We start from the raw sequence: 21684 nt of genomic DNA, 5'->3' as shown, positions 1-21684 counted from the left end.
CGGCCAAGCGAGGTACCAGCGCGCAAGGCAACGTGTCCCACCTCCAGAACGCCGCGCCGCCGGGTCACTGGTTGGTGTTGGTGCGGCGGGCGGGGGCGTTGTCGCGGCGGTGGGGGTCGGTGCCCCGTCCGCGCTGACGGCGGGTTCGGCGGGTTCGGCGGACGATGCCGGCGGTGCGGTCGGGGAGGTGGCGGGCGGCCAGGTCGCGGCCCCGCCAGCGTTCGCGGGCGCGTTCGCGGTGCTCGGGGTGCAGGTAGTTGATCAGCCGGTCGATGTGCATGATGATCTCGCCGTACAGGGTCCGCTGGCGGATGCCGCTCTCCTGCTCGGAGAGCAGGTCCGCGAGGCGGTGCCGGTCCTCGCTGGCGGACTCGACGATGGCGTCCAGGCGCTGTTCGAGCTCGCGTGGGACGGTGTTGCGGGTCAGGTCGGTGACGGCCAGCTCGCAGTAGGCCCGGACGCCCTCGGCCAGCTCGTCCATGACGTCGGCGAGCCGGACGCGGACCTCCCCGCTCGTCAGGATGTTCTCCTCGTCGTCCTCGGAGCGGACGCTGTCCACGATCGCGCGGTTCATCGTCCGCAGGGACAGGCAGAAGTGCTCCAGCATCTCCAGGCCGTCCCGGAGGGCCACGCCGGCGTCGATCAGGGAGAGGGCGCGCGGGTTCAGCCGGACGCTGTCCTCGGCCTGGCCGATGGTCTCGTCGGTGCGGGCGATCTCGCGGAACATCCGCTTGGCGTCCGCCAGCCAGTTCTCGGCCTCGTCCACGCCGGGCTCGGCGCGCAGGCCGGCGGCCATGCCGTCCGCGACCTCGGCGATCCGGTCGGCGACCTCGGTGAGCGCCGCGCGGGCCTCGCCGATCCGCAGCGGCGGCCAGGCGAGCCCGGCGACCAGGCCGACGGCCGCGCCGATCAGGGTCTCGGAGATCCGCTCCCAGGCGGCGGCCTCGTTGGTGGCGCCCAGGGAGAAGATCAGCATCGCGCTGATCGGGACCTCCAGGGCCTGGTCGCCCAGCCGCATCCCGTAGCCGATGGCGAGTCCGGCGAAGATCGCCAGGCCGAGGCTCCACCACGAGAAGCCCAGGCCGTCGCCGAGGGCCACGGCCGTCAGGACGCCGAAGGTCACGGCGAGGACGCGCTGCCACACCGACCGCAGGGTCATCAGCGCCGAGACCTGGACGACCAGCAGCGCCGTCAGCGGGGCGAGCAGCGGCAGCGGGGTTCCGTGTGGGAGCACCCAGCGCGCCAGGCCGTAGGCCATCACGGCGATGACCGTCAGCCGGAAGCTGTCCTGCGCTGCCACCCGGACCCGGGGGCTGACCACGCTCCTCACATTTCTACTGAAGATGATGTTTTGTCCCCTTCCGGGTGATCGCAGGCAAAGATTCCGTCCCGACCGGACGGCGGGCGCCGGACCCGGCCGGGCGGGCGCGCGCTGAACTACGGTGGGCCGGTGGACTTCGACACCTATGAACGGGATCTCTGGGACGGCCGGGCCGACGCGTACCAGCGCGGTTTCGCCAGGATGAGCGCGTGGTCGGCGGGCCCCCTGCTGGACGCGGCGGACGTCACGTCCGGGACCCGCGTGCTGGACGTCGGCACCGGGCCGGGCGTGGTGTCCCGGGAGGCGGTGCGGCGCGGGGCGTCGGTCGTCGCGGTGGACGCCGACCCCGGCATGGCCGCCGCGGCCCGCGCGAACGTGCCGGGCCTGGACGTCCGCGAGGCGGTCCTGCCCGACCTGCCGCTGCCGGACGCGTCGTTCGACGCGGTCGTCGGCAACTTCGTGATCAACCATACAAGCCGTCCGGACGAGGCCGTCCGGCAGTTCGCGCGCGTCCTGCGGCCCGGCGGGAAGCTGGCCCTGACCTGCTGGGAGATGCCGCCGTCCGGCGCGTTGTCGCTGGTCGGGGAGGCGCTGGAGGAGGCCGGGGTGCCCGTCCCGGACGACATCCCGACCCCGCCGTTCGCCGAACTGGGCAAGCGCGGGCCGTTCGCCGGCCTCCTGCGTGAGGCCGGTCTCACCGACGCCCGCGACGCCGAACTCCGGTGGACGCACCTCGTCGACCCCGAGGAGTGGTGGACGACCGGCGCCCTCGCCCGCATCGGCACCAACGGCGTGATCGTCTCCCGCCAGGACGCCCCCACGATCGCGAAGGTCAAGGCCGCCTACGACCGGCTGGCCGCCCGGTACGCCACGTCCGACGGACGCCTGGCGCTGCCCGCCAACGCCCTGATCGCCACCGGTGTCCGCTGATCGCGGACGAGGCATATTGGCGCGCGGCGGACGTCCCGGGCCGGTAGCCTCGGACTCGTGATTGACCTGCGAGCTCTTCGAGAGGATCCCGAGCGGCTGCGCGCCTCCCAGCGCGCCCGCGGCGAGGATGAGACCGTCGTCGACACCCTGCTCGACCTGGACGAGCGGCGCCGCGCGGCGCAGTCGTCGTTCGAGCGGCTGCGCGCGGAGCAGAAGAGTTTCGGCAAGTCCGTCTCCAAGGCCCAGGGCGACGAGCGCGCGGCGCTGCTCGTCCGCGCCAAGGAGCTGGCCCAGCAGGTGAAGGACGCCGAGGCCGAGGCCGACCGGCTCGGCGGCGAGCTGAACGACGTGCTGCGCGTCGTCCCCAACCTGGTCGAGGAGGGCGCGCCCGCGGGCGGCGAGGACGACTTCGTCGTCCTGGAGCACGTCGGCGAGGTGCCCCGGTTCGACTTCGAGCCGAAGGACCACCTGGAGCTCGGCGAGTCGCTCGGCGCGATCGACATGGAGCGCGGCGCGAAGGTGTCCGGCGCGCGCTTCTACTACCTGACCGGCGTCGGCGCGCGGCTCCAGTACGCGCTGCTCAACCTGGCCATGGAGCAGGCCGTCGAGAACGGCTTCGTCCCCATGTACCCGCCGGTGCTGGTGAAGCCGGAGGCGATGGAGGGCACCGGGTTCCTCGGCGCCCACGCCGCCGAGGTCTACCAGCTCCCCGAGGACGACCTGTACCTGGTCGGGACGTCCGAGGTGCCGCTGGCCGCCTACCACATGAACGAGATCATCGACGCGCTGCCGCGGCGGTACGCGGCCTGGTCGTCGTGCTTCCGGCGGGAGGCGGGCTCCTACGGCAAGGACACCCGCGGCATCATCCGGGTGCACCAGTTCGACAAGGTCGAGATGTTCTCCTACTGCGACCCGGCGGACGCGCACCAGGAGCACCTGCGCCTGCTCGACTGGGAGAAGCAGATGCTCGCCAAGGTCGAGATCCCGTACCGGGTGATCGACGTCGCGGCGGGCGACCTCGGCACCAGCGCCGCCCGCAAGTACGACTGCGAGGCGTGGGTCCCGACGCAGAACTGCTACCGCGAGGTGACCTCGACGTCGAACTGCACCGAGTTCCAGGCGCGCCGCCTGTCGGTCCGGTTCCGCAACGCCGACGGCAAGAGCGGCCCGGTCGCGACCCTGAACGGCACCCTGGCCACCACCCGCTGGATGGTCTCGATCCTGGAGAACCACCAGCAGGCCGACGGGTCCGTCCGCGTCCCGGAGGCCCTGCAGAAGTTCCTCGGCCTGGAGGTCCTGGAGCCCGTCAAGCGCTGACCGATCTCGCAGGAAGCCCGTCCTTCACCGCGAAGGACGGGCTTCTTCGCGTTCCGGGTGGAACGGGTGCGCCGACGGGGTGGCGGGAGCGGGGGGACGGTCGCCTAAGCTCGGGAGGACCGCGGCTCGATCATGGCGCGGTACGGGCCTTCTGGAAGGTGACATGGCCGCTCGCATGCCCCGGTTGATCGCGACCGACCTGGACGGCACGATCGTGCGGTCCGACGGGACGGTCTCGGCGCGCACGGTCGAGGCCCTCGGGCGGGTGGAGCGCGCCGGGGCGACCGTGGTGATGGTGACGGGACGGCCGCCGCGCTGGATGCACGAGATCGCCGAGGCGGTCGGGCACCGCGGGGTCGCGATCTGCGCGAACGGGGCCGTCCGGTACGACCTGCACACCGAGGCGGTGCTCAAGGCGAGGCTGATCGAGCCCGACGTGATCGCCAAGGTCGTGGAGCGGCTGCGGGCGACGGAGCCCGAGCTGCGGTTCGCCGTCGAGTACCCCGACGGGTTCGTGTTCGAGGCGCGCTACAACCTGGGCCGCTGGGACGCCGACGCGATCGGCGGACGGCCGGTGGAGGGCGAGGAGCTGATCGCGCGGCCCGGCACCAAGCTGCTGGCGTTCCACCCCGACAGCGAGCCGGACGGCCTGGCGCGGCGCGCGCAGCGGTCGGTCGGCGACCTGGTCACCGTGACCCACTCGTCCGGGCGGGGGCTGCTGGAGATGAGCGCGTACGGCGTCACCAAGGCGACCGCGCTCGCCGAGCTCGCGGACGACCTCGGGCTGCACTCGGGAGAGGTCGTCGCGTCGGACGACCTCGGGCTGCACTCGGGAGAGGTCGTCGCGTTCGGCGACATGCCGAACGACCTGCCCATGCTGACCTGGGCAGGCCGTTCGTTCGGAGTCGCCAACGCGCACCCGGACGTCCTCGCCGCCGTCACCGACACGACCGGCAGCAACGACGAGGACGGTGTCGCCCGCGTCCTCGAACGCCTCTTCCCCGAGGGCTGAGCACCGCCTCGGGGCCGGTCGGAACCGGCTCCCCGGCGGTCGGACCCGGCTCCGGGCCGGTGGGAACCGGCTCCGGGCCGCGTCGGTGGGGACCGAGCCCGCGTCGGTGGGGACCGGTTCCGCGGCGGTTACAGGTACGGGCCGGACTGGCGGTGGTTGTCGCGGTCGTCGCCCTGCGGCTGGACCATGCCCGCCGGAAGGGCGCGGCGCATCTGCTCCAGTTGGGCGCGCGCGGCCATCTGCTGCGCGAACAGCGTGGTCTGGATGCCGTGGAACAGGCCCTCCAGCCAGCCGACGAGCTGCGCCTGCGCGATCCGCAGCTCGCCCTCGCTGGGCACGGTGCCCTCGGTGAACGGCAGGGACAGCCGTTCCAGCTCGGCGACCAGCTCGGGGGCCAGGCCGTCCTCGAGCTCCTTGATCGACGACTGGTGGATCTCGCGCAGCCGGGCCCGGCTCGCCTCGTCCAGCGGGGCGGCCTTGACCTCGTCCAGGAGCTGCCGGATCATCCCGCCGATCCGCATCACCTTGGCGGGCTGCTCCACCATCTCCGCGACGGACTTCTCGTCCTTGTCGCCGTCGCCCGGGGCACCCTCGATCGCGATCCCGTTCGGCCCGACCACCAGCACCTGCGGCTCCTGCTCCGGCTGGTTCCGCGAAGGCTCGTTCATCTCACACACCTCATTTTTCCAGGGTCAGCAGGATCTTGCCGACATGCGCGCCGTCCTCCAAGAGGCGGTGGGCCCGCGCCGCCTCGGACATCGGGACGGTCCGGTCCACGATCGGACGGACCCTTCCCGATTCCAGCAGGGGCCACACGTGCTCGCGCACGCTCCGCACGATGTCGGCCTTCTCGTCCAACGGACGGGCGCGCAGCGAGGTTGCGTGCACCGCGGCCCGCTTGCGCAGCAGTTCGCCGAGGTCGAGCTCGGCGCGCGCGCCGCCCTGCAACCCGATGACGACGAGCCGCCCGTTCGGGGCGAGCGCGGCCACGTTGCGCGCCAGGTACTTGGCGCCCATGTTGTCGAGAACGACGTCGAACGGGCCGTGTTCGACGAAGTCGTCCTGGCGGTAGTCGATCGCGACGTCCGCGCCGAGCTCGCGGCACCGCGCGGCCTTCGCCTCGCTGCCGACGGTGCAGGACACCGGCGACCCGAGCGCGGACGCGAGCTGGATCGCCATCGTGCCGATGCCGCTGCCACCCCCGTGCACCAGGAACCGCTCCCCCGGACGCAGGCCCGCCAGCATGAACACGTTCGACCAGACCGTGCACACGACCTCGGGCAGCCCGGCCGCCTCGACCAGGTCCACGCCCTTCGGGACGGGCAGCAGCTGCCCCGCGGGCACCGCGACCTTCTCGGCGTACCCGCCGCCCGCGAGCAGCGCGCACACCTCGTCGCCGACGTTCCAGCCGGTCACGCCGTCGCCGAGCGCGGCGACGCGGCCGGACACCTCCAGCCCCGGATATCGGGACGCGCCGGGCGGCGGGTCGTAGAAGCCCTGGCGCTGCAGCACGTCCGCCCTGTTCACGGCGCTCGCCGCGACCTCCACCAGGACCTCGCCGGGACCGGGCTCGGCGTCGGGGACCTCGTCCCACCCGAGCACGTCGGCGTCTCCAGGCTCACGAATCACGATGGCGTGCATGGACTTCACGCTACCGGGCGCTCCACCGGCCCGAACGCCGTACCACCCGTCCGGAAAAGGCGTGCAACGCCCGTGATATGCGGTAAGAAGCGTCGGTATCCTGCTCATGGTCGTTGCCGTCGTCCATGTCGGTAAAAGATCGTTTAATGGCAGCGCCGAGGGGAGTGACGGTGGCACGGAACGATCAAGACGGTCCCTCGCTGGAGGAGCGCCTCGCCTCCCTGGACGCGATGAGCGGCGACCCCGCGGACGACCGGCCGGCGAACGACCGGGCCGACTCCGCCGCCGGGTCCGAACAGGCGGGCAAGCCCGGTGAGAATGGCAAGCCAGGCGAGTCCGACGATCTGAGTCAGCCCAAGGACGACGCGCCGGAGGCGAGCGCCGACACGGCCTTCGAGCCCCCCGCCCCCGGGCCGCAGCCGGGCGGCGGCGTGTACCCGCCGGGTCCGATCGGCAGACCGCGGCAGCCGGGGCAGGACGAGGCGAACCCGTGGCTGGCCCCGCCGCCCCCGGTCGACGGCCGTCCCGCGCCCCCCGCGACGCCCTACGGCGGCCTTCCCGCGCCCCCGCCCTACGCGGCCGGGCCGCCGCCGTTCGCGAGCGACCCGCAGCCTTACGAGTCCGCGCCCGTCCCGCCCGCGGCATACCCGGGCGCGCCGGGGCACGGCCCCGACGCCGCCGGTCCCGGCTTTCCCGACGCAGCCGGCGCCGGCTTCCCCGGCGCTCCTGCTTCTGAGTTCCCGGGCGCTCCCGGCCCCGGCATGGCCGGACCGGAGGGACAGAACCCGCCGCCGTTCGGCGTCCCGGCCGTCCCGCCGCCGCCGTACGCGCCCAACGACCCCTCCGGCGCGTCCTGGGGACCGCCGCCGATGGACGCGCCCTACCCGCCCGGCGACGGCGCCCCTGTGCCGCCGCCGCCCGGCCCCGAGCAGTTCGGCGAGCCGGGGGCGTTCCCGGCGTATCCCGGCGCCCTCAGCGACCAGCCCCCGCACTCGGCCCCGGACGGCCGCCCCCTCCCGCCTGCGGGCGCTTCTGGTGCTCCTGGCGCTCCTGGCGGCGACAACGCGTTCCAGCACGGCCCCGCGTCCGACAGCGGTTTCGCTTCGGGTGCGCCGGGCACCACGCCGGAGAACGGCACCTCGTCTCCGCCCGAGGGCGGCTCCCCGTACGCGGCTCCCACGTCGGAGACAGGATCCGGTTCTGACGGCGCCTATCCGCCCGGTAGCCCGAACGCCGCGCCTGAGGGCGGCTTCGCGGCTGCGCCCGCACCCGCGCCCGCGCCCGCGCCCGCGCCCGAAGAAGGCTTCCCGCACGGGACGCCTGGTGCGCCTATGCCCAACGGCGGTTTCCAGCCTCCGGCCGAAGGCGGCCACGCCCCCAACGCCTCGCCCGAGGGCGGGTTCCAGCCTCCTGCCGAGGGCGGGTACGCGCCTGGTGCGCCCAACTCCGCTCCTGAAGGCGGCTTCGCGTATGGGCCTCCCGGCGCCGCGCCCGCGCCCGACAGCGGGTTCCAGGCTCCGCCCGAAGGCGGCTATCGGCCTGGTGCTCCCGGCACCGCGCCCGACGGGAGCACCCCTTACGGCGCGCCTGGTGCGTACGGTGCCGCGCCGGGCGGGTTCGCGCCCGGCCCGGACGGCGGATTCGCGCCCGGCATGGGGCCCCAGGGCTTCCCCATCCCGCCCTCGGACGCGCAGGGCGGGCATCCCGGCATGGTCGTCCCGCCGCCCGGCGGGTACGGCGCTCCCGGCGCTCCCGCCCCCGCTCCCGGCGCTCCCGCCCCCGCTCCCGGGGCTCCCGCTCCGGGCGCTCCCGCTCCCGGATACGCCCCGCAGCCCGGGCAGCCGGGCGGGCCCGCGCAGCCGGGGTATCCCCCGCAGCCGGCGCAGCCGCAGGGCGCGGAGAGCCTCAGCTCGGAGAACCTGCTCGGCGAGCGCAAGATCGCGCCGTCCGGCGGGTGGCGGCGCGCGGTGTACAAGGCCACGGCGGGCAACATCCACCCGGGTGAGTCGTCCTCGGAACTGCGCCGCAAGGACCTGGTCGCGCGCGCCCGGACGATGGTCGCGGGCGGGCACCACCGGGTCGCGGTGATGTCGCTGAAGGGCGGCGTCGGCAAGACGACCACCACGACCGGGCTCGGCTCGATGCTGTCGTCGCTGCGCGGCGACCGGGTGATCGCGGTGGACGCCAACCCCGACCGCGGGACGCTGAGCGACAAGGTCCGGCTGGAGACCGCCGCGACGGTCCGCGACCTGCTGAACAACCGCGACCGCGTGCACCGGTACGCCGACGTCCGCGCGTTCACCTCGCAGAACGAGGCGCGGCTGGAGATCCTCGCGTCCGACCGCGACCCGGCGGTCAGCGAGGCGTTCAGCGCCGAGGACTACTCGGCCGTCGCGGTCGTCCTGGAGCAGTACTACTCGGTCTGCATCACCGACTGCGGCACCGGCCTGCTGCACAGCGCGATGGCGGGCGTGCTCGCGCTCGCCGACCAGCTCGTCCTGGTGAGCTCCCCGTCGGTGGACGGCGCGCGCTCGGCGAGCGCCACGCTCGACTGGCTGGAGGCGCACGACCACGGCCACCTGGTGCGCAACGGCGTCGTGGTGCTGTCGATGGTCCGCAACCGCACCCGCAGCCAGGTGGACCTGGACAAGCTCCAGGCGCACTTCGAGTCGCGCTGCCGCGCCGTCGTCCGCATCCCGTACGACGACCACCTGGAGGAGGGCGCGGAGCTGGAGCTGGAGGCGCTCGCCCCCGCGACCCGCGAGGCGTACCTGCAGCTCGCGGCCGTCGTCGGCGACGGTTTCGCCTGGCAGCGGCCCTCCGCGACCTGACCGCCCGGACGCCCGTCCCCCCGGCGCGCGGGGACGGGCGCTAAGGTCGCTCGTCGTGGGAGACGCGGACGACGGGATCTACGTGGGCCGGGCGCCGGTGGACGCCGCGGGCGACCGGGGCTGGCTGCTCGGGCACTTCAAGCCGGAGGGCGACATCCGGCACAGCGACGCGGTCGAGATCAAGTGGGGCGTGCATCCGGCCGGGGAGCGGCGCGCGCAGTGGGCGACCGGCGACGAGCGGACGGCGCTGCTGGTGCTGATCGGCGGCCGGTTCCGGATGGAGTTCCCCGGACGGGACGTGGTGCTCGCCGAGCAGGGCGACTACGTCGTCTGGGACAAGGTCGACCACTCGTGGGAGGCCGAGGAGGACTCGACCGTCCTGACCGTCCGCTGGCCGTCGATCCCCGGATTCGCCGTCCCGCAACTCTGAGGAGCGGCGCTACTCCTCCGCGCGCGACACGACGTTCTCGCTCGTCACGATGCGGATCCGCCGGTCGTGCGCGGTCAGCACCTCGGTGTACGGGCTGTGCACGTCCATCACGTAGCCGCTGACGGCGCCGCCGTCCTTCAGGACGAGGCGTTCCTCGGGCACCCAGACCGTGTCGGTGAGCCCGGCCAGTGCGAACAGCGCCAGCCACACCATGGCGCCGAGGTGCGCGGACGCCCGCTCCAGCCATCCACGCGCGCGGCCGTCCCGCTGGACGGCCAGCAGGAACGCCGAGCTGACCGCCAGCACGACCAGCAGCGTCACCCAGTCCCGCAGAGTGATCAGCGCGGCGGCGAACACGCCGACGAGGACGGCGAGCATGACCAGGTCGTGCGGTCTCCAGGTCCGTTCGCGCAGCCGCCGGACGTGGTGCACGACCGCGACCGGCAGGAGCAGGGCGAGGAGCACGGCGGTGAAGCCCGCCGCGCCGAGGAACGTGCCGACGACCACGCCGATCACGTCGTCGAAGTTGACGGTGTCGGCGAGGGCGAACGCGACGTCCCAGTTGTAGTGCGCGACCGCGAGGAGCCGCAGCAGCAGGAACAGCAGGCCGCCGAGCGCCACCGCGTTGGCCCTGGAGGTCGTGTCACTCGGCTTCGGCACCGTTCGATGATTCCGAGGCGGCGACAAGCGGGCGGCCAACCTTGGGCAAAGGGTCGTCCGGGGAAAAGGAAGAACCCCCGGGCGGGAATCGGGGGTTCGTATGCGCGGAGGCTGTGGGATTCGAACCCACGGAACCGGGAGTGCCGGCTCGACGGTTTTCAAGACCGTTGCCCTCGTCCACTAGGCGAAGCCTCCTGGGACATCCCCACCTTAGCGTGCGGGAAGAGGGCGACGTCCGGGCAGGACGGACACGGTTGGTAGCTTCGCGGAATGGGGGACATCAAGGAGTCGACCGCGGTGACCTTCCCGAGCGGCGAGGTCAGCGGCCGGTCGCGGGTGGTCGCCGCCGCGCCCGTGGACGGCGGCTGGGGAGTGGTCGTGGCGGAGACGCCGTTCCATCCGCTCGACGGCACCTGGCCTGACCAGCCGGGCGACACCGGCGTGCTGCGCTGGGACGAGCTGGAGCTGCGGGTCGCCGACTGCGTGACGGGCGCGGCGCCGCTGGCCGGCGGGCCGCTGCTGACCGGGGACGACATCCCGGTCCGGCGCGGCGATCCCGAGTGGGCCTGGCTGGTCGTGCACGTCCTGGAGCGCCGCGTCCCGGAGGGCGAGCCGGTCGAGCTGGACGTCGAGCCGGTGCGGCGGCGGGCGCTGTCGGCCGGGCACACCGGCTGCCACCTGATGGCGCTCGCGCTGAACGAGGCGCTCGCGGAGCGGTGGCGGCGGGACGCGCCGCGGACCGACGCGTTGGGCCGTCCCGACTTCGACCAGCTCGCGATCACCGCGTCCCGGATCGTGCCGGGCGGCAGCGTCGACACCTACCGGATCGGCAGGTCGCTGCGGAAGCGGGGCTTCGTCCCGGACGGCCTGCGCGACGAGCTCGACGGCGTCGCGGCGTCGGTGAACGCCCGGCTCGCCGACTGGATCGCCGCGGACGCGCCGGTGCGGGTGGACGCGCCGTCGGACGAGCTCGAGGCACGCCGGATCTGGCGCTGCGACCTGCCGGAGGGCCCGGCGTCCCTGCCCTGCGGCGGGACCCATCTGCGGCGGACGGGCGAGCTGGTGAGGGCGGGCGTCCGGTTCGAACTGTCCGGCTCCGGCGAGGAGCTGGTCGTGGAGACAAGAGTGGAAACGGCATGAAACGCCAGGAACGGTTCCGTTACTCTGCACCGCATGTCCCAGCAGACGCCGAGTGACCCGGCCGGTACCACGCACCAGTTCGAGAACTTCGTCGCGAAGGCGCAGCAGCAGCCCGAGAAGAAGGTGTCGGGCGGCAACGTCGGCCTCGTCGTGGGCGTCGCGGCCGTGGCGGTCGTCGCCGTCGTCCTGGTGGTCGCGCTCGTCACGATGGTGTAGCGCCGCCGCCCGCCCCGACGAACCGCCCGTTCCCCGGGCCGCCCGGCGGCGTGTCAGTGGCCGGTACTGGAGAAGTGCTGGTAGTCGCGGGTGCCGGGCCAGCTTCCGCCCCATCCCCAGCCGATCGAGGCGAACGCCTTGACCGTGGAGTCGCCGGCGTGGATCAGCCCGGGGTCGCGGCGCGAGCGGTCGCCGAACTTCACGCAGCGCGGGTGCTCGATGTGGCCGTCGGCCGTGACGTACGGGTTCTCGCAGGGGTTGATGTCCACGGCGAGCCCGTAGGCGTGCTGCGACCAGTGCCCGGCCCCCGTCGCGTTCCGGCAGTTGAACGCCGAGGTGTTGTCGTCCTCGATGGAGTCGAAGTCGCTGCCCTTGTAGGCGTCCACCGGCACCATCTTGTGGATCGGGTACCGGTTCTCGAACAGCTTGCGGAACACGCCCGTGAGCTTGTTCGCGGCGGACGCGTTGACCACGAGCCGTCCGTCGGGATGCGGGCGCCGGTCCATCCCCCAGTAGTTCATCACGATCATCCGGAGCCCGGACGGCGGCACCGGGCATCCCGAGCGCCACGAGTGCGGCAGGTCCTTGGCGGTCACCCGGTCGACCCGAGCGTGGAACCGGTTGAGGTCCTGGGTGGGCGAGGACGTGGCGGTCGCCGTGCCGACGGTCCCGGTCGCGGTGGGCGTGCCGCCGGGGCCGGTCGCGGTGGGCGGCGCGGCGGGCGACCCGCCCGAGGGCGACTTGGAGGACCCGTGGCCGCATCCGGTCGCCGCGGCCGAGGCCACGACGAGCGCGGTCCCGAGGACGGCGGCCCTGCGTCCCGTCCCGGTGCGCGTGAGGACCGAGGTGCCGCGATTGGTTCCGGCGGGCGTGGGAAGAGGCCCGGTCGGACGGCGGGACGGTCCCGCCGCGCCGGGGCGGACGGTGCGGATCCGGGAGCTGGGAGTCCGGTGGAACGGCATTTCAGCAGGATGACACGGGCGGCGGCCTTCGCGTGGGACCTTCGGTTCGCTACCGTGCGAGCAGGGGCGCGCCCGTACCGGCGGCCCCACGGACGACCGGAACCAGGCCGGCGGACGACCGGAACGACGTGGACACGCCGTTGATGCGGACCCCCGCCCGGTCCGAGGGGGAGCGATGACCCAACCGCGGGACGACCAGGTCCCGAGCCTGCAGGACGAGATCTTCGCGGTGGCCTCCACGGTGGAGGCGCCGCCCGCCGAGCGGCCCCGGCTGCGCTGGGAGCGCCCGCCCCGGCTGCCCGCCCGCGCCGACCTGTGGACGGGCGCGGCGGGCGCGCTCACGTTCGCGCTGGTCGACCTGGTGATGATGTACGCGCCGATGATGATGTCGCGGCGCCCGAGCACGCTGCCGCAGTTCGTGGCGCTGATCGTGGTGGCGTTCGGGCTCGGCTCGCTGCTGGTGTGGAAGGTCGGCGGCCGGGGACGGCCGTTCGGCTTCGGGATGATGATCGGTTGGGCGTTCCTCACCCTGGTGTCGGTCGGCTTCCTGACCGGCCTCACCCTCTGACGCGCGGCCGGCCGGGCCTGGCTGAGACCGGGCAGAGCGGAGGCCGGGCGGAGCCCGCGGCGGCGGCGAACCGGGGCGAGGCGGACCGGGGTGGCGCGGAACGGCCGGGGTGGCGGGGGCGGGGCGGATCGGCGGATCAGCCGGTCGGACGGGTCAGACGGGGCGGCGGATGGGCTGCCTGGCGTCAGGCGGAGTCGATGCGTCTGAGGACGGCGGTGAAGGCGCGTCCGATCGCTTCGAGGTCGGCGGGGTCGACGACGTCCACGAAGTAGTCCCGGACGGTCTCGACGTGGTCGCGGGCCGCGCGGTCGAGGGCCTCGAACCCCGCGTCGGTGAGGAACGCGTACACGCCGCGCTTGTCGTTCGGGCAGTTGTCCCGGCGGACCAGGCCCTTGGACTCCAGCCGTGAGCAGGTGTGGGAGAGCCTGCTGCGGGACTGGCTGGCGTGCTCGGCCAGCTCGGCCATCCGCAGCCTGCGTTCGGGGGCCTCGGAGAGGCGGACCAGGATCTCGTACTCCGAGACCGACAGGCCGTGCTTGGCCTTGAGGTCGCGGTCCATGATCTCGGTGAGGCGGACGCTGCCGTCCACGAAGGCCCGCCAGTCGCGTTGCTGGGCGGCGCCGAGCCAGCGCGGTTCTGTCATGCCGGGCAGTATAGCCTCCAGGTTGAACCTTCAACTAAGTTGCCCTACAGTGGGTCCCGGCCGGAATAGTTGAACCTTCAACAGTGTTCCGGTCCACGTGAGCCCCGGGCGCCGGTCCGGGACCCGACCGAGAGGAGACGCCATGCCCGCCGTGCTGGCCGACCCGATGACCCTGCCCCGCCTGCCGCGCCTGGGCCGGGAGGGCACCGACTGGCGGCGCGTGGCCAAGGTCGTCACCGCCGAGCGGCACGTGGAGGGCGAGGGCTTCCAGGTCCGCCGCCCGTTCCCGTCCGTGAACCTGGCCATGGCCGACCCGTTCCTGCTCCTGGACCACATGGGAGCGGTCGAGTACGCGCCGGGCGAGGCCAAGGGCACCCCCTGGCACCCGCACCGTGGCTTCGAGACCGTCACCTACATCCTCGACGGCGCCTTCCAGCACCACGACACCACCGGTGGCGGCGGTCTGATCTCGGACGGCGCGACGCAGTGGATGACCGCGGGCGCGGGCATCCAGCACATCGAGCAGCCGCCGCCGGAGCTGGTCGCCAAGGGCGGGCTGTTCCACGGCGTCCAGCTCTGGGTGAACCTGCCGCGCGCCGAGAAGTGGGCCAAGCCGCGCTACCAGGACATCCGCGCGCAGGACGTGAGGCTGCTGTCGTCCGACGACGGCTCGTCCCTCGTGCGCGTGATCGCCGGGCAGGTCGGCGGGTTCGACGGGCCGGGCGTCACCCACACGCCCATCACCTACCTGCACGCGACGATCGCGCCGGGCGCGCGGCTCACGCTGCCGTGGCCGCGCGACTTCAACGCCGTCGCCTACGTCCTGTCCGGGCGAGGGACGGTCGGCGTCGAGGAGGTCGGCCTGGAGGAGGGCCAGCTCGCGGCGTTCGCCGGTTCGCACCACCAGGGTGAGACGGACGGGCTGATGCTGCGCGCGGCCGAGTCGCAGCCGACCGCGAGCAGGAACGGCTGGGAGGTGCTGATCCTCGGCGGGATGCCGCTGCGCGAGCCGGTCGCCCGCTACGGACCGTTCGTCATGAACACGCGGGACGAGATCGTCCAGGCGTTCGAGGACTTCCAGGCCGGACGGATGGGGACCATCCCGGCCGAGAAGCTCCCGCACCTGTCCGAGCGCGACGAGTCCCTGTCCTGAGGGGCTTCCCTCCCCGGCCGGGCGGCCTTCCCTTTCCGGGCTGCCTGACCTGGTGATTCACGCGAAACGGCCACGCCTCACCGAGGCGTGGCCGTTTCTTTGCGCGGCGGGCTGACGGACGGGACGGGGATGCGTTACTGTGTTCGAACAGTTCGAACACAGGTTCGAGAAAGATCGATCCGCTCCGACGGAGGTGAGCATGGTGGCGACGGTGGCCGCTCCCTCGCACGCCCGCTCGCGAGCGTGCGCGGACGCGACACGCCGTACGCCTTTCTACGGAAATCTACGGCCACGGCTATACGGGCTCATAGAGTCCGAGACCGTGGATCCCGTGCGCAATCCCTATGCCCCGGGCGCGGGCCAGCGCCCGCCCGAGCTGGCCGGGCGCGACCGCGAGCTGAAGCAGTTCGAGGTCGTGCTGGAGCGGGTGGCCCGGGGCCGTCCCGAGCGCAGCATGATCATCACTGGCCTGCGGGGGGTCGGCAAGACCGTCCTGCTCAACACCTTCCGGTCCATGGCGATGCAGCGACTGTGGGGCACCGGCAAGATCGAGGCTCGACCCGACCAGTCGATCCGCCGTCCTGTCGCGTCCGCGCTGCACATGGCCGTCCGCGAGCTCGCCCCCCGGCACCGCGCGCCCGACCGCATCGAGGGCTTCCTCGGCGTGCTCAAGGCGTTCGCGCAGGCCGGGCCCGAGGAGGACGCCAAGGGGAAGGCGCGCGTGCACCGCTGGCAGCCGGGCATCGACGTGCCCGCCTCACGCGGCCGCGCCGACTCCGGCGACCTGGAGATCGACCTCACCGAGCTGCTCACCGACGCGGCCTCCGTCGCCACCGACGTGGGCGCGGGCATCGCGCTGTTCGTCGACGAGATGCAGGACGTCCCGGCCGACGACGTGTCCGCGCTGTGCGCCGCCTGCCACGAGCTGTCGCAGAGCGGCGGCCCGCTGATCGTGGTCGGGGCGGGCCTGCCGCACCTGCCCGCCGTCCTGTCGGCGAGCAAGTCCTACTCCGAGCGGCTGTTCCGCTACACCCGCATCGACCGGCTCGACCGGGCGTCCGCCGACGTCGCGCTGCTCGCGCCCGCCGAGCGCGAGGACGTCACCTTCACCCAGGACGCGCTCGACGCGCTGTATGGCGCGGCCGACGGCTACCCCTACTTCGTCCAGGCGTACGCCAAGGTCGCCTGGGACGTCGCCCCCGACACCCCGATCACCGTCGACGACGTGAAGGTCGCCGCGCCCGAGGCCGAGAGCGAGCTCGCGGTCGGCTTCTTCGGCAGCCGCTACGAGCGCGCGACCCCCGCCGAACGCGACTACATGCGCGCCATGGCCGCGCTCGGCGACGACCCCGTCCCCACCGCCGCCGTCGCCGAGGAGCTGGGCCGCAAGCCGTCCAGCCTCTCGCCCGCCCGCGACGGCCTGATCAAGAAAGGACTCATCTACAGCGCCGAACGCGGCCTGGTGGCCTTCACCGTCCCGCACTTCGGCGACTTCCTCCGCTCCCAGCCGGCCTGACCACCTCGGCGGGGCTGACCACCTCGGCGAAGCCGACCACTCTCTACGGCTCTCTAACACCGCAGGTAGAAGGCGGTAGACAGGCGCATCGTCAGATGCCGCTCGGTCTTTCTACGGCCGTCTCGCGTCACCGCTAGAAGCCCGTAGACGGTCCTGACGAGTGAAATATAAGGCTGCCTAGCGCGTGCACTAGAGAGCCGTAGATTTTCCGATGGGCACCTCATCGCGTTCTCTACGGCCGTCTTGCGCTGTCGCTAGAGACCCGTAGAGAACGCTCGCGGCGTCGGCCGTCGCGCCCGCGCCTCCCCGCTCGTAAGCCTGCCGCTCCCGGCGCCTCCACGTCCGGGCCTGTGCGCGATGTTCCTGGGAGAGCCGGACGGGAGACGGCGGCAGGAGAGGGACGTCCGCGTCACGAACGGGCGGCGGCGGGATGGGCCGGTCGAACTCACGGGCGCGCGCGATGGCCGCAGGGGGGTGAGGTACCGAATCCGGGACCGGTGCCGGAGCCGGTGCCCGTGCCGGCAGGAGGGCATGGCGCACCTCGCGGTCGCGGGCGGCCGTGGAGACCGCGAACACGATGTCCATGTCGGTGCCGTGGAGGCGGGCGCGGTAGACCAGGAAGCGGTGGCAGCCCTCCCGCCAGACGTCCAGCGGGACGGCGCTGACCAGGGCGTTCTCGAAGACCAGCCAGGCGCTGCTGGCGTGCAGCGTCGCGAGGGTCTCCGCCAGTGGGCTGGGCCTGCGTCCGCAGGGGACGTCCCGGTGCGCGCGGCGTCCGAACGTGCGGGCGCGTCGGTGAACGAGGCGGCACAGGAGCGCGAGTTCGGGGGAGAGCGACGCGAACAGCGCCAGTTCCAGCAGCAGGACGCCCGCGACCCGGACGTCGTCCAGGCGCGGCACGTCCACGCCGGAACGGGAAGCGCCGAGCGACACCACGGCGGCGGTCGTGAAGAGCGCCGCCCGGAGCACGCTGCGGCGGCCGACCCGCTTCACGCTGAGTCCGCCGAAGCAGCCGCAGCCCCCTTCCGGACGGCGCGCGCGCAGTTCCAGCACCGCCCAGGTCGCTCCCGCGAAGCCGACCGCCGCCACGACACGCACGAGGAGCTGCGACGACAGCAGCAGGGCCAGGCCGAGCACGCCCTCCGCCAGGCCCAGGGCGATCCCGCCGCGGCGACCTCGCAGCAGGAGCAGCACGTGCGCGGGCCGGTGCGCGATCGGGACACCGTGCACGCGCGTCCCCCCGTGCCCGTGCGAGGCCGCCGCGACCGGCTCCCGCACCGCCAGCTTCGCCAGGCACGCCGCCAGGAGGACTCCCGCGAGCAGCAGCACCTGGACGTCCTCGACGACGGTCACCATGACCCGACCCCCACTCCCCAGCGCACCGCGGCGTTGAAGCATCCGGCGTCCAGGTCGCCGCCCAGCGCCGCGAACGCCGCCGGTCCGAGCTCGGCGATCCGGCCCCGGGGGGACGTCCCGCACTCGACGCACCGGTCGCAGAACCGCGCCGCGACGCATCCGCATTCGGCGACGACCAGTTCCGCGCCGCGGCCCGTGCACTCGTTGACCACGTCCAGCCCGCTGCCCAGCGACAGCAGCGGCAGGGGGACGCAGCCGGGAGGCGCCTCCCCGCACCCCCCGGCCGCCCCCTCTCCGTCCACCGCCGGGTACGCGACCGCGCGGTCCGGCGGCCCTCCCCCCGGCCCGGCGGCGAACGTCGTGCCGTCCCCCATCCCGGTGCTCTGGGGGGCGCCCGGCCAGCCGGACCAGGTCACGGTGCCGCGCGTCGTCGCCGGGACGGACGCGTCCGGCGCGGGGGAGGCGAGGTCGTCGGCCCGGTGGCCGGGCTGGGACGTCGCGGGGGCGACGGCCCGGGGCCCGCCGGGCGAGCGGACGCACAGGACGTCCACCAGGTAGCCCGTGTCGAGCCGCGGATGCCGCACCTGGACGAGCCGGAGCGCCCGCGCGTCGAGGGCGACGCGGGCCCGGCCCCGGTGCGGGCCGAGGTCGATCTCCAGCATGTCCGGGCGGGCGGACAGCAGGGTTCCGGTGACCCGGCCGATGTCCAGCCAGACGCGGTCGGCGGCGAGGCCGTCCGCGTCCATCCTGACCACCGCCTGCCGGCCGGGGCGCAGCGCGGCGGGGCCCCCGCGCCCGCCGTGCCACACCGCCGTGGTCGCCGTCATCGGCAGCCGGGCCTCCCCGGACGCCGTGTCGAGCACCAGCACGTGCGGGCTCGCGTCCACCACGGTCCCGGTCAGGACGCGCAGTGGCGGGCGGGCGGTCGCGGCCGGCGACGGCGCGCCGCCCAGCACGGCCCGGCGGTACCGCCGCCGGACGGACGGGTCGCGCTGTGCGGGCATCGCTGTCCTCCGGCTGTCAGCAGGTGCGGTCAAGACTTCACGCGGAGTGGTCGCCCTGTCGACGGATTTGTCGTTATAAGTCGCTGGGCGGATTGCTTTTCCCCTACTCGGGCGAATCATCCTCCTCTGGGTTGACCCGAATATGCCGCGGCCGTTGGCCCGGAATTACGGTCACCGTGTCATGGTCGAAGCGGGTCGGGATCTTCGGCGGCGGTCGCGGCGCGAGGCCGTCCGGGGCGCCGGCCCCTGTCCGGCGGACCCCGCCGGACGCCGCCGCCGGCGGGCCTCGCCGGCGGACACCGCGCGACCGGACCCCGGTGGTGAAGTGACCAGCACGCGGCATGAGGAGTTCCGCGCCTACGTTGCGGCGCGCGGACCCGTCATGCTGCGCGCCGCGATGCGGCTGACCGGCGACCGCGCCGAGGCCGAGGACCTGCTGCAGGCCGCGCTCGCCAAGACCTATCTCGCCTGGGACCGGATCCACGACCGCGCCGCCGTGGACGGGTACGTCCGGCGCGCCATGGTCAACACGCAGATCTCCTGGTGGCGGCGGCGCAAGCTCGAGGTCTACCCCACCGACGAGCTGCCCGACCGCCCGGTGCCCGACCACACCGGGCGCAGCGAGATGCAGGACGCCCTGGGCCGCGCGCTCGGCCGCCTCCCCGCGCGGCAGCGCGCCGCCGTCGTCCTGCGCTACTACGAGGACATGCCGGAGACCGAGATCGCGGAGGTCCTCGGGATCAGCGTCGGCACCGTGAAGAGCACCGTCTCCCGCGCCATGGCCAAGCTCCGCGACGACGCGGGCCTGGAGGCCGACTTCCCGCAGCCCAACACCCACGACCCCGCCGACGCCCAGCCCCACCCGCACGGAACGCCGACCGAGCAGCGTCCCGGCGGCGGCGACGGCCACCGGACGGCGGCGACCGGAGCGGATGCCGAGCACGGAGAAGAGCGGGGCGACACCGGCGAACGGGATTCGGATGAAACGCCCGGCGCCGACGGCGACATCTGAAACGAAGAGGACGGAAGGGTTCGGGCGGGAGAGTCTGGAGTTCGATGGGAGCCCCGAGTCAAGGGAGACGGTGAAGCGGCTCCGCTGAGGGATTCTGCGACGGTTGTGCCTGCTCGCGGGCCGGTAAGGAATGTTCTCGAGTTGACTCCGAGGTACTGACAAGCGGCCCGCGCAGCCACCAGAATCCGGTTCACCATCTGGAACCGGACATGGAGGCGCGCCGTGTGGAGCACCATGCAGGACGTCCCGCTGACCATCACCTCGATCCTGCGGTTCGGAACCGGGACCTTCGGGACGCGCGAGGTCGTCACCTGGACGGCGGACGGTCCGCGCCGCCGGACGTTCGCCGAGGTCGGTGAGCGCGCCGCGCGCCTCGCGAACGCGCTCCGCGCCCTCGGCGTCGACGGCGACCAGCGGGTCGGCACGTTCATGTGGAACAACGCCGAGCACCTGGAGGCGTACCTGGCGATCCCGTCCATGGGCGCGGTGCTGCACACGCTCAACATCCGCCTGTCGGCGGACCAGCTCGCCTACATCGCCGGCCACGCCGAGGACCGGGTCGTCCTGGTGGACGCGTCGCTCGTGCCACTGCTGGCGACCGTCCTGCCGGACATGGAGACCGTCCGGCACGTGGTCGTGGTCGGGGACGCCGACACCGCGCCGCTCGAAGGCGCGGGCAAGGACCTGCACTCGTACGAGGACCTGCTCGCCGCCGCCTCCCCCGACTTCGACTGGCCCGAGCTGGACGAACGCCAGGCCGCGGCCATGTGCTACACGAGCGGGACGACCGGCAACCCCAAGGGCGTCGCGTACTCGCACCGGTCGTCGTACCTGCACTCGATGTCCGCCGCGACGGGCAACGCGTTCGGGCTCAGCGCGTCCGACCGGGTGATGCCGGTCGTCCCGATGTTCCACGCGAACGCGTGGGGGCTCCCCTACGCGGCGCTGCTCGCCGGAGCGTCGCTGGTCATGCCGGACCGGTTCCTGCAGGCCGCGCCCCTGGTCGAGCTGATCGAGACGGAGCGTCCGACGGTCGCCGGCGCCGTCCCGACGATCTGGGCGGACCTGCTGCGGCACGTCCGGGAGCACGGCGGCGACCTGTCCTCGCTGCGGCTCGTGCCGTGCGGCGGGTCGGCGGTGCCGGAGTCGCTGCTACGGGGGTTCGACGAGCTCGGCGTCCGGATCGTCCAGGCGTGGGGGATGACGGAGACCTCGCCGGTCGCGACGGTCGCTCACCCGCCGGTCGGCGTGACCGGGGACGAGGCCGTCCGGTACCGGATCTCGCAGGGCCGGGTGCTGGCCGGGCTGGAGGTGCGGATCGTCGGTGACGGCGACCGGGTCATACCGAACGACGGGACGTCGGTCGGCGAGGTGGAGATCCGCGGTCCGTGGATCACCGGCGCGTACGTCAAGGCGGAGGACGCGGGCCGGTTCCACGACGGCTGGCTGCGCACCGGCGACGTGGGGACGCTCGACCCGGACGGCTACCTCGTGCTGACCGACCGGGCCAAGGACGTCATCAAGTCCGGCGGCGAGTGGATCTCCTCCGTCGAGCTGGAGAACCGCCTGATGGCGCATCCGGACGTGGTCGAGGCGGCGGTCGTCGGCGTCCCGGACGACCGCTGGCAGGAGCGTCCGCTCGCGTCGGTCGTGCTGCGCGAGGGCGCGACGACGACGGCCGCGGATCTCCGCGGGTTCCTCGGCGAGCACGTCCCGCACTGGCAGCTTCCGGAGCGCTGGACGTTCATCGGCGAGGTCCCGAAGACGAGCGTCGGAAAGTTCGACAAGAAGGTGCTCCGGCGGCGCTACGCGGACGGCGCGCTCCCGGTCGAGCACCTGGACTGACCCCTCCGGGCGAGGCTGGTCGGCTGGAGGCTGTGCGGGTCACCTTCTCTTCGCCGACCGAGCCCGGACGACCAGGACGAACGACGGACGGGCCGCCGCGGCCGGGATGTGCTCCCGGGCCGCGGCG

General features: G+C 73.5%; 19 protein-coding genes, 1 tRNA gene and 1 pseudogene. 12 read left to right on the top strand and 9 right to left on the bottom strand.

Annotation, left to right across the window (positions count from 1 at the left end):
• Positions 1-64: 64 nt before the first annotated feature.
• On the bottom strand, positions 65-1321 hold the full coding sequence (locus DZF91_RS00655) for an FUSC family protein (protein WP_147340923.1): 1257 nt from the start codon (positions 1319-1321) through the stop codon (positions 65-67).
• A 129-nt stretch (positions 1322-1450) separates the two neighbouring features.
• Here DZF91_RS00655 and DZF91_RS00650 point away from each other — a divergent pair, with 129 nt between their 5' ends.
• The 3 genes from DZF91_RS00650 (at position 1451) to DZF91_RS00640 (ending at position 4580) form a co-directional block, all read left to right on the top strand.
• Entirely contained in the window at positions 1451-2251 is an 801-nt protein-coding gene (locus tag DZF91_RS00650; RefSeq protein WP_199486314.1) for a class I SAM-dependent methyltransferase, read from the top strand.
• A gap of 57 nt (positions 2252-2308) precedes the next feature.
• A complete protein-coding gene (gene serS / locus DZF91_RS00645; protein ID WP_117355572.1) occupies positions 2309-3568 on the top strand; it encodes a serine--tRNA ligase in 1260 nt (419 codons plus the stop codon).
• Between the two features lie 175 nt (positions 3569-3743).
• Positions 3744-4580, top strand: coding sequence for an HAD family hydrolase (locus DZF91_RS00640; protein WP_235833960.1), 837 nt, complete (start codon positions 3744-3746; stop codon positions 4578-4580).
• A 128-nt stretch (positions 4581-4708) separates the two neighbouring features.
• Here the strand turns inward: DZF91_RS00640 and DZF91_RS00635 are convergent, their stop codons facing one another.
• Both DZF91_RS00635 and DZF91_RS00630 read right to left on the bottom strand, forming a co-directional pair.
• Positions 4709-5248, bottom strand: a complete 540-nt coding sequence (locus tag DZF91_RS00635; RefSeq protein ID WP_117355570.1) for a bacterial proteasome activator family protein — start codon at positions 5246-5248, stop codon at positions 4709-4711.
• Positions 5249-5258: 10 nt separating this feature from the next.
• Positions 5259-6221 carry an NAD(P)H-quinone oxidoreductase gene (locus DZF91_RS00630; protein ID WP_117355579.1) on the bottom strand — a complete coding sequence of 321 codons (963 nt, stop codon included), beginning with the start codon at positions 6219-6221 and terminating at the stop codon, positions 5259-5261.
• A gap of 170 nt (positions 6222-6391) precedes the next feature.
• Here DZF91_RS00630 and DZF91_RS41615 point away from each other — a divergent pair, with 170 nt between their 5' ends.
• Positions 6392-9052 (top strand): MinD/ParA family ATP-binding protein, encoded by a 2661-nt coding sequence (locus DZF91_RS41615; RefSeq protein WP_235833958.1) that lies wholly within the window; start codon positions 6392-6394, stop codon positions 9050-9052.
• 55 nt (positions 9053-9107) lie between these two features.
• Positions 9108-9482: a signal peptidase I gene (locus DZF91_RS00620; protein WP_117355569.1), complete on the top strand. Its 375-nt coding sequence runs from the start codon at positions 9108-9110 to the stop codon at positions 9480-9482.
• Between the two features lie 9 nt (positions 9483-9491).
• Here the strand turns inward: DZF91_RS00620 and DZF91_RS00615 are convergent, their stop codons facing one another.
• Entirely contained in the window at positions 9492-10142 is a 651-nt protein-coding gene (locus DZF91_RS00615; protein WP_147340922.1) for a hypothetical protein, read from the bottom strand.
• A 105-nt stretch (positions 10143-10247) separates the two neighbouring features.
• Positions 10248-10337, bottom strand: a tRNA-Ser gene (locus DZF91_RS00610).
• 75 nt (positions 10338-10412) lie between these two features.
• On the opposite strand from DZF91_RS00610, the gene DZF91_RS00605 reads away from it, so the two are divergent.
• A complete protein-coding gene (locus tag DZF91_RS00605; protein WP_117355567.1) occupies positions 10413-11282 on the top strand; it encodes an alanyl-tRNA editing protein in 870 nt (289 codons plus the stop codon).
• Between the two features lie 33 nt (positions 11283-11315).
• Positions 11316-11498, top strand: coding sequence for a hypothetical protein (locus tag DZF91_RS00600; protein WP_117355566.1), 183 nt, complete (start codon positions 11316-11318; stop codon positions 11496-11498).
• Between the two features lie 53 nt (positions 11499-11551).
• On the opposite strand, the gene DZF91_RS00595 is transcribed toward DZF91_RS00600, so the two are convergent.
• Positions 11552-12460: a M15 family metallopeptidase gene (locus tag DZF91_RS00595; RefSeq protein ID WP_117355565.1), complete on the bottom strand. Its 909-nt coding sequence runs from the start codon at positions 12458-12460 to the stop codon at positions 11552-11554.
• 175 nt (positions 12461-12635) lie between these two features.
• On the opposite strand from DZF91_RS00595, the gene DZF91_RS00590 reads away from it, so the two are divergent.
• Positions 12636-13028 carry a hypothetical protein gene (locus DZF91_RS00590; RefSeq protein ID WP_117355564.1) on the top strand — a complete coding sequence of 131 codons (393 nt, stop codon included), beginning with the start codon at positions 12636-12638 and terminating at the stop codon, positions 13026-13028.
• Between the two features lie 184 nt (positions 13029-13212).
• On the opposite strand, the gene DZF91_RS00585 is transcribed toward DZF91_RS00590, so the two are convergent.
• A complete protein-coding gene (locus tag DZF91_RS00585) occupies positions 13213-13671 on the bottom strand; it encodes a MarR family winged helix-turn-helix transcriptional regulator (RefSeq protein ID WP_117355563.1) in 459 nt (152 codons plus the stop codon).
• A 142-nt stretch (positions 13672-13813) separates the two neighbouring features.
• On the opposite strand from DZF91_RS00585, the gene DZF91_RS00580 reads away from it, so the two are divergent.
• On the top strand, positions 13814-14824 hold the full coding sequence (locus tag DZF91_RS00580; protein ID WP_117355562.1) for a pirin family protein: 1011 nt from the start codon (positions 13814-13816) through the stop codon (positions 14822-14824).
• A 331-nt stretch (positions 14825-15155) separates the two neighbouring features.
• Positions 15156-16340, top strand: coding sequence for an ATP-binding protein (locus DZF91_RS00575; RefSeq protein WP_235833956.1), 1185 nt, complete (start codon positions 15156-15158; stop codon positions 16338-16340).
• A 189-nt stretch (positions 16341-16529) separates the two neighbouring features.
• Here the strand turns inward: DZF91_RS00575 and DZF91_RS00570 are convergent, their stop codons facing one another.
• Positions 16530-17696, bottom strand: coding sequence for a hypothetical protein (locus tag DZF91_RS00570; RefSeq protein WP_199486313.1), 1167 nt, complete (start codon positions 17694-17696; stop codon positions 16530-16532).
• Positions 17690-18700, bottom strand: a complete 1011-nt coding sequence (locus DZF91_RS00565; protein WP_117355560.1) for a hypothetical protein — start codon at positions 18698-18700, stop codon at positions 17690-17692. The genes DZF91_RS00570 and DZF91_RS00565 overlap by 7 nt, the downstream gene beginning before the upstream one ends.
• Before the next feature lie 382 nt (positions 18701-19082).
• Between DZF91_RS00565 and DZF91_RS00560 the strand changes: the two are divergent.
• Both DZF91_RS00560 and DZF91_RS00555 read left to right on the top strand, forming a co-directional pair.
• Positions 19083-19508, top strand: a pseudogene (locus DZF91_RS00560) (SigE family RNA polymerase sigma factor); the annotation flags it as partial.
• A 426-nt stretch (positions 19509-19934) separates the two neighbouring features.
• On the top strand, positions 19935-21557 hold the full coding sequence (locus DZF91_RS00555; protein ID WP_117355559.1) for a long-chain fatty acid--CoA ligase: 1623 nt from the start codon (positions 19935-19937) through the stop codon (positions 21555-21557).
• Positions 21558-21684: the final 127 nt, after the last annotated feature.

This window comes from Actinomadura logoneensis (assembly GCF_003428695.1).
GTDB classification, from domain to species: Bacteria; Actinomycetota; Actinomycetes; order Streptosporangiales; family Streptosporangiaceae; genus Spirillospora; species Spirillospora logoneensis.
The sequence above is the reverse complement of the archived record's forward strand: the minus strand, read 5'-3'. Positions and strand labels throughout refer to the sequence as shown.